This window comes from Burkholderia sp. DN3021 (assembly GCF_049805555.1).
GTDB lineage: Bacteria > Pseudomonadota > Gammaproteobacteria > Burkholderiales > Burkholderiaceae > Burkholderia > Burkholderia pyrrocinia_C.
The window spans coordinates 1-13,560 of sequence record NZ_JBNCAB010000092.1; the positions used below are offsets into that span (position 1 = coordinate 1).

General features: G+C 67.9%; 13 protein-coding genes. 6 read left to right on the plus strand and 7 right to left on the minus strand.

Translation table 11 applies throughout. The features are described 5' to 3' along the window. Positions 1-78: 78 nt before the first annotated feature. From ACPUER_RS30645 to ACPUER_RS30655, 3 genes are all read right to left on the minus strand, one after another. Positions 79-585: a hypothetical protein gene (locus ACPUER_RS30645; protein ID WP_310142813.1), complete on the minus strand. Its 507-nt coding sequence runs from the start codon at positions 583-585 to the stop codon at positions 79-81. Between the two features lie 76 nt (positions 586-661). Then, positions 662-1,489 (minus strand): ferritin-like domain-containing protein, encoded by an 828-nt coding sequence (locus ACPUER_RS30650; RefSeq protein ID WP_034178954.1) that lies wholly within the window; start codon positions 1,487-1,489, stop codon positions 662-664. 317 nt (positions 1,490-1,806) lie between these two features. Then, complete coding sequence (locus ACPUER_RS30655; protein ID WP_425132943.1) at positions 1,807-3,447, minus strand: gamma-glutamyltransferase family protein; 1,641 nt, start codon at positions 3,445-3,447, stop codon at positions 1,807-1,809. Positions 3,448-3,669: 222 nt separating this feature from the next. Here ACPUER_RS30655 and ACPUER_RS30660 point away from each other — a divergent pair, with 222 nt between their 5' ends. After that, entirely contained in the window at positions 3,670-4,449 is a 780-nt protein-coding gene (locus ACPUER_RS30660) for a DeoR/GlpR family DNA-binding transcription regulator (protein ID WP_006493999.1), read from the plus strand. Positions 4,450-4,765: 316 nt separating this feature from the next. Then, positions 4,766-4,963, plus strand: coding sequence for a hypothetical protein (locus ACPUER_RS30665; RefSeq protein WP_034179421.1), 198 nt, complete (start codon positions 4,766-4,768; stop codon positions 4,961-4,963). A gap of 103 nt (positions 4,964-5,066) precedes the next feature. Here ACPUER_RS30665 and ACPUER_RS30670 read toward each other — a convergent pair whose 3' ends face one another. Continuing rightward, complete coding sequence (locus ACPUER_RS30670) at positions 5,067-5,435, minus strand: hypothetical protein (protein ID WP_310142821.1); 369 nt, start codon at positions 5,433-5,435, stop codon at positions 5,067-5,069. Positions 5,436-5,597: 162 nt separating this feature from the next. Here ACPUER_RS30670 and glpD point away from each other — a divergent pair, with 162 nt between their 5' ends. From glpD to ACPUER_RS30685, 3 genes are all read left to right on the plus strand, one after another. Next, complete coding sequence (gene glpD, locus ACPUER_RS30675) at positions 5,598-7,121, plus strand: glycerol-3-phosphate dehydrogenase (protein WP_425132944.1); 1,524 nt, start codon at positions 5,598-5,600, stop codon at positions 7,119-7,121. A 105-nt stretch (positions 7,122-7,226) separates the two neighbouring features. Next, positions 7,227-8,729, plus strand: a complete 1,503-nt coding sequence (glpK, locus tag ACPUER_RS30680; protein ID WP_175961997.1) for a glycerol kinase GlpK — start codon at positions 7,227-7,229, stop codon at positions 8,727-8,729. An 81-nt stretch (positions 8,730-8,810) separates the two neighbouring features. Further along, entirely contained in the window at positions 8,811-9,527 is a 717-nt protein-coding gene (locus ACPUER_RS30685; RefSeq protein ID WP_310142824.1) for an MIP/aquaporin family protein, read from the plus strand. A 77-nt stretch (positions 9,528-9,604) separates the two neighbouring features. Here the strand turns inward: ACPUER_RS30685 and ACPUER_RS30690 are convergent, their stop codons facing one another. From ACPUER_RS30690 to ACPUER_RS30700, 3 genes are read right to left on the minus strand one after another with little or no spacing between them, the layout of a single operon-like run. Then, positions 9,605-10,855, minus strand: coding sequence for an NAD(P)/FAD-dependent oxidoreductase (locus tag ACPUER_RS30690; protein WP_425132945.1), 1,251 nt, complete (start codon positions 10,853-10,855; stop codon positions 9,605-9,607). A 4-nt stretch (positions 10,856-10,859) separates the two neighbouring features. Further along, on the minus strand, positions 10,860-11,168 hold the full coding sequence (locus ACPUER_RS30695; protein ID WP_175962000.1) for a non-heme iron oxygenase ferredoxin subunit: 309 nt from the start codon (positions 11,166-11,168) through the stop codon (positions 10,860-10,862). Positions 11,169-11,204: 36 nt separating this feature from the next. After that, the gene (locus ACPUER_RS30700) at positions 11,205-12,227 is read right to left on the minus strand and encodes a fatty acid desaturase family protein (protein ID WP_425132952.1); all 1,023 of its coding nucleotides are present in this window, start codon (positions 12,225-12,227) and stop codon (positions 11,205-11,207) included. A gap of 239 nt (positions 12,228-12,466) precedes the next feature. On the opposite strand from ACPUER_RS30700, the gene ACPUER_RS30705 reads away from it, so the two are divergent. After that, positions 12,467-13,531 (plus strand): LacI family DNA-binding transcriptional regulator, encoded by a 1,065-nt coding sequence (locus ACPUER_RS30705; RefSeq protein ID WP_175962002.1) that lies wholly within the window; start codon positions 12,467-12,469, stop codon positions 13,529-13,531. The last annotated feature ends 29 nt before the right edge of the window (positions 13,532-13,560 follow it).

The following is a 13,560-nucleotide window of genomic DNA, read 5'->3' on the forward strand; positions in this document are numbered from 1 at the left end:
CGGCAACAGCGCGCGCCCCGCGAGCGGCAACGCCGCGCACCCGAACCGCAACCGTTCGTCGCGCAGCGGCCAGCGCGGTCACTGAAGCCGCGCGGCCGCGCGCCGCAGGTGCTCGACCTGGCGTTGCCAGCGCGCGAGCACCGCGGCGCGCTCCCCTTCCAGCGTGAACGTGACGCCTGTCGCGAGACGCGCATAACCGACCCGCTGCGCATCGCCGTGCGCGATCGTCGCAGCGAATCCGGCCAGTCCGCCGAAGTCGCCTTCGAGCGGCTCGATCCTCAATTGCGCCTGAAAGAATGCGCCGTCCGCAACGAGCGTCAACGCGGCCGCGCGCCGTTGCGCGAGCGCGCGCGCCGCACGCGATTGCGGCCATAGCGCCAGCAGCAGCGTGTGCGCATCGTGCGCATAGATCTCGCCGACGCCAAGCAGCGTCGTGCGCAACTGCCCATCGTCGGTCGCGACGATCAGCGATGCGGCGATATCGGCATGACGCTCGAGCGCGGTGCCGTCGAACAGCGATACGACGGCCGGCGGCCACGCGTCGAACGTCCATTGTTCGAGCGCGTGGCGATGGGTATCGGTCATGGTGGCGTGGCCCCGGTGCGGATCAAGATCGGATGACGATGCGGCAGCATACGCCAGCCGGGCCGGGCCGCGGCGATCAGCGCAGGAATACGTGCCGCGTGATCTTCGTGAGCGGATAATGGACGCCCGGCTGGATCCTCGCGGGCAGGTCGAGCGGCTTGAGCAGCATCTTCACGCACATGTCGGCCGACAGGTTGCGCCGCACGAGCGTACTGATGCGCGCGGCGCGCTCGCGGTTGTACTGGCTGTCGCCGACGCGATCCGGATAACGAACCGCGAACACGTGGCGCAGCGCGATCTCGGAATCCTCGTTCTTGATTTCCATCACGCGGCGCGCCAGCGCGCCGAGCACCGCGAGCCGGCCATTGCCTTCGAGCTTGTTGTACTTCTTGAAGAATTTGAAGAAGTGCTTGTAGTGACGCACTTCGTCCGTGCGGATGTTGTCGGTGATTTCCTTCAGCACGGGCTCGTCGGAGCATTCGTTGATCGCACGATAGAGCGTGGCCGTGCCCGTCTCGACGACGCAGCGCGCGACCATCTCGAGCGCGCGGGTCTTCTCGAATGCCTCGACCTTGCAGGTCTTCGAATACTCGGCGAAGAAATTCGCGAAGGCGGTATCCCAGTCGAACTCGGGCCATACGTGCGCGATGTACGCCTTCAGCGCGCGGCCGTGCTGCAATTCTTCGTGCTCCCATGCATTGTTGAGCCACTCGGATACTTCAGGATCGTCGTTGAAGAATTCGCTCAGATTGCTCGTGTAGAGATCCGAGCCGCTTTCGATGAACGACGACGCGCACAGCAGCAGCAGCAGATCCTCGTTCGCGGCGGCACGCTGACGATCGATCCGGTTCAGGTCGATGTCCTCGATTCGCCACGGCATGACATGCGTCGTTTTAGTGTCCATGGTGGTGCGCTCCCAGTCGTCGCGCGGGGGCCGGCCCATGCCTTGGCACAGGCGCCGACCGTCCCGCAGGCGGCGTATTACATGCGTTTCTAGTGAATTGGTCCGGCCGAACCATCCTGGCATCTTAGCCGGACTTTGACGTTCGTGCTCCAGAGCACTGACCATACCGGACAGGCGCAGTTCCACGGCGTCTGTTGCCGTTCGTTAGACGAGTCCTTCGAACTGCTTGCAGCCGTTCAGCAGTACGACCGCATCAAACGAAACGAAACGGGCGGCCGTTCGGCCGCCCGTCGAGCGCATGAAATTGAGGCGAACCGTCAGAAGCCGGCCGCCAGACCGTCGCGCCGGCTGTCGCTCGCAGCCACGTAGCCGCGCTCGCGATCGTCGCGATCGAGACGCCAGATGAACTGCCCCGAACCGAAATCCATGTAAGGATCGTCGATCGACTTGATCGTATGGCCGCGTGCGGCCAGCGCGTCGACCGTCGCGCGATTCATCGTCGATTCGACGTCGAGCGTGAAGTCGCGGTTGACCTTCCAGCGCGGCGCATCGCATGCGGCCTGCGGCTGCTGCCTATGGCCGAGCATCCGCACGATGGTCTGCAGATGGCCTTGCGGCTGCATGTCGCCGCCCATCACGCCGAAGCTCATCACGGCCTCGGTGCGGCCGTCGACCTGCTCGGTCACGAACGCCGGGATGATCGTGTGGAACGGCCGCTTGCCGCCCGCGACGACGTTCGGCGAAGCCGGATCCATCGAGAAGCCATGCCCGCGATTCTGCAGCGCAATGCCGGTGCCCGGCACCACGAGCCCCGAGCCGAAGCCCATGTAGTTCGACTGGATAAAGCTCACCATCATCCCGCGCTCGTCGGCCGCCGACAGGTAGATCGTGCCGCCCGAATGCGGCCGGCCGGCGCCGAAGTGCGTCGCACGCGCGGGATCGATCTGCTTCGCGCGTTCGGCGAGATACGCATCGTCGAGCATCTGCTCGGGCGTGACTTCCATCGCGCGCGGATCGGCCACGTAGCGATAGACGTCCGCGAATGCGAGCTTCATCGCCTCGATCTGCAGATGCTGCGAGTCGACCGAATCGAGCGGCCATTCGGTCACGCCCGCATGCTCGGCGATCCCGAGCGCGATCAGCGCGGCAATGCCCTGCCCGTTCGGCGGGATCTCGTGAATCGTGTGACGGCCGAAGCGCTTGCCGATCGGCTCGACCCACTCCGGTCGGTATGCGCGCAGGTCGGCTTCGGTCAGCGCGCCGCCGCCGTCGCGGGCGAACGCGGCGATGCGCCCGGCGAGCGCGCCTTCATAGAACGCACGGGCGCCGTCCTTCGCGAGCGTGCGCAGCGTCTGCGCATGGCCCGGCAGGCACACGCGTTCGCCGACGAGCGGCGCACGGCCGCGCGGCATGAAGGTCTCCGCGAAGCCCGGCAGGCCCTGCAGCGCAGGCACCGCCGCCGCCCACTTGTGCGCGACGATCGGCGGCACCGCATAACCGCGCTCCGCGATCTCGATCGCCGGCTCGAGCAGATCCGCGAACGGCAGCGAGCCGAACTTCGCGTGCAGCGCCTCCCAGCCCGCCATCACGCCCGGCACGGTGACGGTATCCCAGCCGCGCATCGGCTTGTTCGCGATGCCGTGCGCATCCTCGCCGTGGCGCTTGCGGAAATAGTCGACGTTCCACGCGGCCGGCGCGACGCCCGATGCGTTCAGCCCGGACAGCCGCTCGCCGTCCCATACGAGCGCGAACGCGTCGCCGCCGAGCCCGCAGGACACGGGTTCGACGACGGTAATCGCGGCCGCAGCGGCCAGCGCCGCGTCGACCGCGTTGCCGCCTTTCCACAGCATCCGCAGCCCGGCCTGCGCGGCGAGCGGGTGCGACGTCGACACGACATTGCGCGCGAATACCGGGATGCGGGTCGTCGGATACGGGTTGTGCCAGTTGAAGCCAGTCATCGGTGCCACCTCGTCGAAAGCTGAATGAACGCGCCGAACGCGTGCCCGCGGGCGCGGGCAGTCCGCCATTGCAACGCGATCAGCGCAATCGCACAAATTCATTTGTCACATTAATCCATGCAATTTCCGCATGAATTTCACGCGGCCGTGCCGGCCAGGCCGGCCGAACGGCGTTGCCGCCCTTACAATACCCGCTCCGTCTCACGACACGACCATCGAGCCATGACCCGAGATCCCCGCCTCACCCTCAACGCGCGCCAGCAGGAACTGCTCGAATGGGTGCAGCGCGACGGCTTCGTGACCGTCGACGATCTCGCCGCGCACTTCGCGGTGACGCCGCAGACGATCCGCCGCGACGTGAACTGGCTCGCCGACCTGAACCTGCTGCGCCGCTACCACGGCGGCGCGAGCCTGCCGACCAGCTCGGAGAACGTGTCGTATACGGCGCGCCAGCGGATGTTCCACGACGAGAAGCGGCGCATCGCGGCGCTCGCGGCTTCGCACATCCCCGACCAGGCGTCGCTGTTCATCAACCTCGGCACGACGACCGAGGAAGTCGCGCGCGCGCTGAACCGCCACCACGGGCTGCACGTGATCACGAACAACCTGAACGTCGCGTCGATGATGAGCGGCTACCCCGACTGCGAGGTGCTGATCACGGGCGGCATCGTGCGGCCGTGGGACAAGGGTATCGTCGGCGAACTCGCGATCGACTTCATCCGCCAGTTCAAGGTCGACTACGCGATCATCGGCACGTCGGCGATCGAGGCCGACGGCACGCTGCGCGACTTCGACACGCGCGAGGTGCGTGTCGCCGAGGCGATCATGCAGCATGCGCGCACGGTCTACCTCGTGACCGACCATTCGAAGGTCGGCCGCCCGGCGCTGGTGCGCCAGGGCCACCTGAGCCAGGTGCACGCGCTTTTCACCGACAAGCCGCTGCCGCCCGAGATGGCCGACACGGTGGCCGCCGCCGGCACCCAGGTGTACGTCGCGGAATGATGCTTGCGAAGGTGCCGGCGATGCTGCACCGCACCCGAAACTTCAAGTGAAATCAAGAAGTTGGCGCCGCGAGCGGACCGCTTGCGGTGCATCCTTCTGTCAAACGGAAAATTAACGGGGCACGATTTGTCGTTGCCCGCGCGCTCGACTAGACTCCAGTTCCCCGGCCCGTTCGCCGATCCGCCTGTGCCAGGGCGGGTGCGAATCGCAGGGCCGGCGAATGCAGCTTTTCCCCCCAAGCCATACACCCCGCGGGGTATCGTGCGTCGGCGTTTGCGCCGGCCGCGCGGGCAGACCGGTTGCCATGGAGAGAACGATGCTGAGTCCGCATGAATTCGCCACGCTATTGCTTGTAAAGGACGCGCCTGACCAGCGCGACATGGATCGGGATGAACTGGACACACTGCTCGAACAGCAGCTCGTCCGCCTTGAAGGACTCGGCTCGGGGCGCAAATACTGCGTGACCGAGACCGGCGACGCCGCGCTGCGATCCATCAAGTACCGCTATTCGTGAAACCTCGCTGTTCCTGACCTGACCGCGCGGCCGGACCGACTCCCGGCCGCGCGGTCGTTTCCGCTTCCCCCGCCGGTTCGCCTCACCCGGGCCGCAGCCGGCTTCAGCCGCCGCGCAGCGTCGGATCGACCGCCGCCCGCCAGCTGATGGCCTGCGCGCGCGCACCGTTGAAATACGCGATCCAGCCGGCGCGCGCCGCCGCGTCGGGCGCCGCATAGTGCGTCGAAAGTTCGTTTACGAACGCACAATAGTTCGCTTCGGTCAGCCCGCGATACCGTTTCGCCACGTACGCGTCGTACAGCGCCGAGTAGACCGGCTGCGCGTCCGCGCCCCAGTCGCGCGCGGTGCCGCCGCACGATGTCTGCAGGTCGGCGAACGACGGCGCCCGCCAGTTGCCGGCAAGCGGCGGCGTGCCGGCGCTGCACCCGGCCAGAAGGACGGCGCACACGCCGGCCCACATCCCAATACGCATGATTCACCTCGCGAAACGGTCGATTGCGCCAGTATCGTCCGGGATCGCGCCGCGCGCTACTGGCCCCGCTTTTTCGAACTTTACTTTTTCGATTTCGTTCGTTAAATTTCGAATTCGAACATTTCGTGTTCGCCCATTTCCATCAGACGATAAGGACAGCAGGTGACCCAACCGAATCGCTACGATCTGCTCGTCGTCGGCGGCGGCATCAACGGCGCGGGGATCGCGCGCGATGCGGCCGGCCGCGGCCTGTCGGTCATGCTCTGCGAGCAGGACGATCTCGCGTCGCATACGTCGTCGTCCAGCACGAAGCTGATTCACGGCGGCCTGCGCTATCTCGAGTACAACGAGTTCGGGCTCGTGCGCAAGGCGCTGCAGGAGCGCGAAACGCTGCTGCGCGCGGCGCCGCACATCATGTGGCCGCTGCGCTTCGTGATGCCGCACATGCCGAACCTGCGTCCGGCCTGGCTGATCCGCATCGGCCTGTTCCTCTACGATCACCTCGCGAAACGCGAACTGCTGCCCGGCTCGCGCGGCATCGACATGCGCCGCCATGCGGCCGGCGCGCCGCTGATCGACTCGATCAAGCGCGGCTTCGTGTATTCGGACGGCTGGGTCGACGACGCGCGCCTCGTCGTGCTGAACGCGATGGATGCGAAGGAGCGCGGCGCCGAGATCCTGACGCGCACGAAGCTGGTATCCGCCGAACGCCGCGGCGACGAATGGGAAGCACGGCTGCAGCACGCCGACGGTTCGATCCGCGTCGTGCATGCGCGCGCGATCGCGAACGCGGCCGGCCCGTGGGTCGGCGACGTGCTGCACGGCGCGCTCGGCCGCGGCGCGCAGCACAGCGTGCGGCTCGTGAAGGGCAGCCACATCATCACGCACCGCCTGTTCGATCACGATCACGCGTACATCTTCCAGAACCCGGACAAGCGGATCATCTTCGCGATTCCGTACGAACACGACTTCACGCTGATCGGCACGACCGACGTCGAATACACGAACGATCCCGCGAAGGTCGCGATCGAGCGCGACGAGACGCAGTACCTGTGCGATTCGATCAACCGCTACTTCAAGCGCAAGATCTCGCCGGCCGACGTGCACTGGACCTATTCGGGCGTGCGCCCGCTGCTGGAAGACGAGAACGCGGCGAATGCATCGGCCGTCACGCGCGACTACCGCCTCGAGCTGGACGACGGCGCGGGTGCGCCGCTGCTGTCGGTGTTCGGCGGCAAGATCACGACGTTCCGCAAGCTCGCGGAAGAAGCCGGCGACATGCTGTGCCGCGCGCTCGGCCGCGACGCGAAAACCTGGACGGCCGGCGTCGCGCTGCCGGGCGGCGACATCGCGAACGCGAAGTTCGACGTATTCGCCGACACGTTCGCAAAACGTCATCCGTGGCTGCCGGCCGCACTCGCCCGTCGTTATGCGCGCGCCTACGGCACGCGTGCGGAACGCGTGGTCGACGACGCGAAGTCGCTCGCCGATCTCGGCACCGAAATCGCGCCGGGCATCTACGACGCCGAACTGCGCTACCTGCGCGATGCCGAATGGGCGACCTGCGCGCAGGACGCGCTGTGGCGCCGCTCGAAGCTCGGCCTGCACGTCGCGCCGGGCACGCTCGATGCCGTGACGGCCGCGGTCGACGCGTGGTTCGCCGCCGCGCATGCGCCGCACGCCTGATCCGAAAGCAGTTGCAGTTGTCTGACCGAAGTTGACTCACCGACGCGCCGCCCACCATGCGGCGCGCATCACAACTAAGCCAATCCACGGATGGAGATGAGAGACATGCAGGACCAGTACATCCTCGCGCTTGACCAGGGCACCACGAGTTCCCGCGCGATGCTGTTCGATCGCCAGGGCAATATCGTGTCGATCGCCCAGAAGGAATTCGAACAGATCTACCCGCAACCCGGCTGGGTCGAGCACGACCCTCAGGAAATCTGGTCGACGCAAGCCGGCGTCGCCGCCGAAGCCGTCACGCGCACGGGCCTGAACGGCACGTCGATCGCGGCCATCGGCATCACCAACCAGCGCGAGACGACGATCGTCTGGGATCGCGAGACGGGCCAGCCCGTCTACAACGCGATCGTCTGGCAGGATCGCCGCACGGCCGACTTCTGCGACTCGCTGAAGAAGCAGGGCCTCGAAGCGAAGGTGCGCGCAAAGACCGGCCTGCCGATCGATTCGTACTTCTCCGCGACGAAGATCCGCTGGATCCTCGACAACGTGCCGGGCGCACGCGACAAGGCACGCCAGGGCAAGCTCGCGTTCGGCACCGTCGACAGCTGGCTCGTGTGGAACTTCACGAAGCACGAACTGCACGTGACCGACGTGACGAACGCGTCGCGCACGATGCTGTTCAACATCCATACGCGCGAGTGGGACAGCGAGCTGCTCGAACTGCTCGACATCCCGCGCAGCATGCTGCCGGAAGTGAAGGCGTCGTCGGAAATCTACGGCCATACGAAAACCACCGTATTCGCGTCGAAGATCCCGCTCGCGGGCATCGCCGGCGACCAGCACGCAGCGCTGTTCGGCCAGATGTGCACGACGTCGGGCATGGTGAAGAACACCTACGGCACCGGCTGCTTCCTGATGATGAACACCGGCGACAAGCCGATCGAGTCGAAGAACAACCTCGTCACGACGATCGCATGGCAGATCGGCGACGACGTGCAGTACGCGCTCGAGGGCAGCATCTTCATCGCGGGCGCGGTCGTGCAATGGCTGCGCGACGGCGTCGGCATCATCAAGACGGCCGCTGAAATCGAAGCGCTCGCCGCGAGCGTGCCGCACACCGACGGCGTCTATCTCGTGCCCGCGTTCGCCGGCCTCGGCGCACCGCACTGGAACCCGCGGGCGCGCGGTTCGGTGTTCGGCGTCACGCGCGGCACGACGTCGGCGCACCTCGCGCGTGCGGCGCTCGATTCGATCGCGTACCAGTCGCTCGACGTGCTGGCCGCGATGGAAGCCGATTCGGGCATCAGCATCGGCGAGCTGCGCGTCGATGGCGGCGCGAGCGCGAACGACCTGCTGATGCAGTTCCAGGCCGACCTGCTCGGCGTCGACGCGGTGCGTCCGCAGATCACCGAGACGACCGCGCTCGGCGCGGCGTATCTCGCGGGCCTCGCGATCGGCTACTGGAAGAACCTCGACGAAGTGCGCGACCAGTGGCAGCTCGATCGCCGCTTCTCGCCGACGATGCCGAAGGAGCAGGTCGAACGCTGCATGGCCGGCTGGCAGCGTGCGGTGCGCGCCGCGAAGGCATGGGCCGACGACACCCAGTAATCGTCAGCCATCCAGACGAAATACAACAACACCGGCGGACCGCGCGGCGCGCGAGTCCGCCGCGACATACGAGAGACAACCATGTCACCTTATATTGCAGAATTCATCGGCACGGCGATCCTCGTGCTGCTCGGCAACGGCGCGGTCGCAAACGTGCTGCTTGCGAAGACCAAGGGCAAGGGCGCGGACCTGATCGTGATCGTGTGGGGCTGGGCGATGGCCGTATTCGTCGCCGTCTACGTGACCGCGTCGTTCAGCGGCGCGCACCTGAACCCGGTCGTGACGATCAGCCTCGCGCTCGCGGGCAAGTTCGCGTGGTCGAAAGTCGGCGGCTACATCCTCGCGCAGATGCTCGGCGGGATGGCGGGCGCACTGCTCGTGTGGCTCGCGTATCGCCAGCACTTCGCGAAGGAAGCCGATGCGGACCTGAAGCTCGCGGTGTTCTGCACGGCGCCCGCGATCCGCAGCGTCCGGCACAACGTGCTGACCGAGGCGATCTGCACGTTCGTGCTGATCCTCGGCGTGCTGTATCTCGCGTCGCCGCAGGTCGGCCTCGGCGCGCTCGACGCGCTGCCCGTCGGCCTGCTCGTGCTCGGCATCGGCATCTCCCTCGGCGGCCCGACCGGCTATGCGATGAGCCCCGCGCGCGACCTCGCGCCGCGCCTCATGCATGCGCTGCTGCCGATTCCCGGCAAGCGCGACAGCGACTGGCGCTATGCGTGGATCCCGGTGGTCGGCCCGCTGATCGGCGGCTCGCTCGCTGCCGCGCTCTATCTGCAACTGCACGTGCCGCACTGACGCGGCCCGTCGCACCGACGAAGCAACACAGCCCGCGTGCCGGAAGGCCGCGGGCTGTTTTTCATTGCACGTTCCGCCTACCCGCCGGCGGACGCCGGCAACAGCGATTTCAGCTTCAGGTTCGCGTCGGCGACCGCCGCGGGCGCCACCGCGGCGCCGCGTTCGACCAGCGCCCTCGCCAGCTTCATCTCCTTGGCGAATCCGGACGCGCGGCCGAAGCCGCTCGCCGCGACGAGCCGTCCGCCACCATCGAAATGGAAATGGATTTCGGCGTCGCCGTCGAGCCTGCGCGCGACCGACCATTCGCCGAGCGCCGGCTCTCCGGCCACCTGCAACTGTGCGTCGTACTGATCCGACCAGAACCACGGCATCTCTCGATACGGTTCGTCGGCGCCGAGCATGTTGCGCGCGGCGGCGCGCGCCTGGGTCTCGGCGCCGTGCCATGTCTCCTGCCGGACCGGTCGCCCCGACAATGCACTCGGAAACACCACGACGTCGCCGGCCGCATAGATGCCGCGCGCCGACGTCTCGAGCCGCGCGTTCACGACGATGCCGCGATCGACCGCGAGGCCCGCGTCGCGCGCCAGTTCGTCGGCCGGTTCGATGCCGATGCCGGCCACGACCGTATCGGCGATCAGCGTGTCGCCGTCGTCGAGTACGACGGCCAGCGCGCCGCCCGAGATCCGCTCGATCGCAACGGGCTTCCGGTTCACGCGGATCGCCACGCCCTGCTCCTCGTGAAGCGCCTGCACGCGCGCCGCGATCGTTTCCGGCACCGCGCGCCCGAGCAGGCGCGGCGCGGCGTCGAGCACGGTCGCGCGGCAGCCGCGCAGCCGCGCCGACGCCGCGACTTCGAGACCGATGAAGCCGCCGCCGATCAGCACGATCCGCGCGCCGGACACGAGCCGCGCGCCGAGTGCCGCCGCGTCGTCGAGCGTGCGCAATGCAAACACACCGTCGAGCGCCGCGCCCGGAATCGCGAGGCGGCGCGCGCGAGCGCCGGTCGCGAGCAGCAGCGCGTCGTAGCCGAACACCCGAGCGCCGGACACGCGCACTTCGCGTGCGTGCGGATCGATGCGCTCGACCGTCGCGACGACCGGCTCGATGCCGTCGGCCGCCCATGCGCCCGGATCGCGCAAGCGGCACTGCGCCGCGCTGCGCTCGCCCGTCAGCACGCCCTTCGACAACGGCGGCCGTTCGTACGGCAGGTGCGCCTCCGCGCCGATCAGCACGATGCGACCGCGCCAGCCGGACTCGCGCAGCACCTGCGCCGCGCGGCCGCCCGCATGGCCCGCGCCGACGATCGCCATCACACGGTGGTTCGTCATCGCGTCACACCTCGATCAGGATGCGGCCACCCTCGATCTTCGCGCGGTACGTGCGCAGCTTCTCGCATGCGGGCGCTGACAGCGGCCGGCCGTCGCGCACGTCGAAGCGGCCGTTGTGCTTCGGGCATTCGATCACGTGGTCGATCACGAGCCCGTCCGCGAGATGCACGTTCTCGTGCGTGCACAGGCCGTCGCTTGCATAAACCTGGCCGTCGATCCGGTAGATCGCGTACGTGCGGCCTGCGTGATCGAAGCGCGCGACATCTTCATCGTCGATGTCGTCGAGCGCGCCGGTGTCGATCCATTGCGTCATGATGCGTGTCTCCTTGATCGGGTTGTTCGATGCCGGTCATGCGCGCGCCGTGTCCGGCACCGGCCGCACGACGTAATGGGACGGGTCGCGCGTCTGCCGGACCAGCGCCGGCACGATCTCCGCATACGCGGCGAGCGTGCTGCGGTACGGCGGCGGCATGTCGGCCTTCACGGCTTCGTGCAGCTTCGGCAGCGCGTGAAACGGCACCATCGGGAACATGTGGTGCTCGACGTGGTAGTTCATGTTCCAGTACAGGAAGCGGAACACCGGATTCATCATCACGGTGCGGCAATTGCGCCGGTGATCGAGCACGTTCTCGGGCATGCCTGCGTGCTGCGTGAGGCCGAAGTACAGGTACAGCCATGCGCCGTAGAGGCTCGGCAAGCCGATGTAGAGCAGCGGCAGGAGCGTGTGCCAGTACAGCGACGCACCGGTCACGAGCGCATAGACCGCCAGATGGATGCGCGCCTCGCGCACGACCTTCGGCCATTCCGACTCGGGCACGTAGGTGCGCTCCTCGTCGTCGAGCCGGCCGGTGAACGCGGCCGCAATCATCTTGCGCAGTTCGCCGGCCACATGCTTCAGCGCGACGACGTTCAGCGCGAGCGCGAGCCAGTCGGTCGGCTTCGGCGCGGCGATTTCCGGATCGCGCCCGACGACCAGCGTGTCGGTGTGATGACGCGCATGGCTCCAGCGCCACGCCGTCGCGCGGCGGAACACCTGGAACGACGCGACCTGGTACAGCGCGTCGTTCATCCAGCGCGTGCGAAACGCGGTGCCGTGCCCGCATTCGTGCCAGCGCGAGTCGGCCGGACTGCAATAGAGCGTGCCGTACACGAAGAACGCAGGGATCGCCCACGCCGAATGCGCACGCCAGGCAAGCCACGCGAGCGCGCCGCTGGCCGCGATCGCCGCGTACCAGATCAGTGTGTCGCGGATCGCACGCGCGTCGCCGCGCTGCATCAACTGCTTCATCAGCGGCCGCGGCACCGCGCACCGGTACCACTCGGCGTTGACGAGCCCAGCCGCGTGCGCGCGCTCGCCGGCGCCGCCGATCATTCTGTATTCCTGACGGCGCGCCGCCGTGCGATCGTGCGCCTGGTCGTCGGTATGGACCACTCGTGTCTCCCTGGTTTGCTTGTGCGCGGCAAGCGCGGCAAGCGCTTCCCCCATGGAACCAAAATTAGGCGACCGGCCGCCCCCGCTCAATCGAAACGTTGACGAAATTTCGCCATCGTTTTAGCGTTCCTGGCAGCGCCACGCCCCCGATGATGGCGACCACAACGATGGAGACGACCATGGCAGGTGAATCCGGGCCGCGCTGGCGCAAGCGCACCGCGCGCTTCGACGAGATCGCGGCGCTCGCGGGCGTCAGCACGACCACCGTCGACCGCGTGCTGAACGAGCGCGGCAGCGTGTCGGCGCAGGCGCGCGAGCGCGTGGTCGCGGCGGCGCGGCAGCTCGGTGTGCCGCGGCAACTGCCCGACACGCGGCACGGGCTGATCCACGTCGACGTGCTGCTGCCGGACACCGACGCGCCGTTCTTCCGGCGGCTGCAGCAGGCGCTGCAGCGCTCGCTGCAGATGCTCGACCGGCGCGTGGTCGTGCACCGGACGATCCTGCCCGCCGCGGACGACGAACGCGCCGCCGCGCTGATCGAACGGCCCGCATACCGGCGCGCGGCGCTGATCGTCACCGCACGCGACACCGCCCGCGTGCGCGATGCACTGGCCGGCGCGATCGCGCGCGGCGAAACCGTCGTCACGATGGTCACCGACATCGGCGGCATCGATCGCGTGCACTACGCGGGCATCGACAACTACCGCGCCGGACGCACGGCCGGCTACTACGTCGGCCGCCTGGCGGCACGCCCCGGCCGCGTGCTGCTGCTCGGCGGGCGCATGGGCTACCGCGCGCACGCCGACCGGATGGCCGGCTGCCGCGACCAGCTTGCCGACGCGTTCGCCGCGCTGCGCTGCGACGGCGAGCCGGTCGAGACGCTCGACCAGGACGACCGCTGCTACCGCGCGGTGACGAAGGCACTGCAGGCACACGACGACGTGGTCGCGATCTACAACAGCGGCGCCGGCTCGGCCGGCATCGAAGCGGCGCTGCGCAAGGCCGGCGCGACCGGGCGCGTGGTCTGGATCGGGCACGAGATGCTCGACGAGCACCGCAGCTTCATCGAAGCCGGCGCGATGGATCTCGCGATCGACCAGGATCCCGACGGACAGGCGATTTCCGCGCTGCAGCACGTGCTGCATGCGTGCGGGATCGTCGAACAGCCGCCGCCCGGCGACCCGGTCGAATTCCGCGTGTTCTGTGCGGCGAACGTGAGGACGAGCGCCTACCTGCAGCCCTGAATGTCGCCGCGCCTCGCGGCGCACGCGCG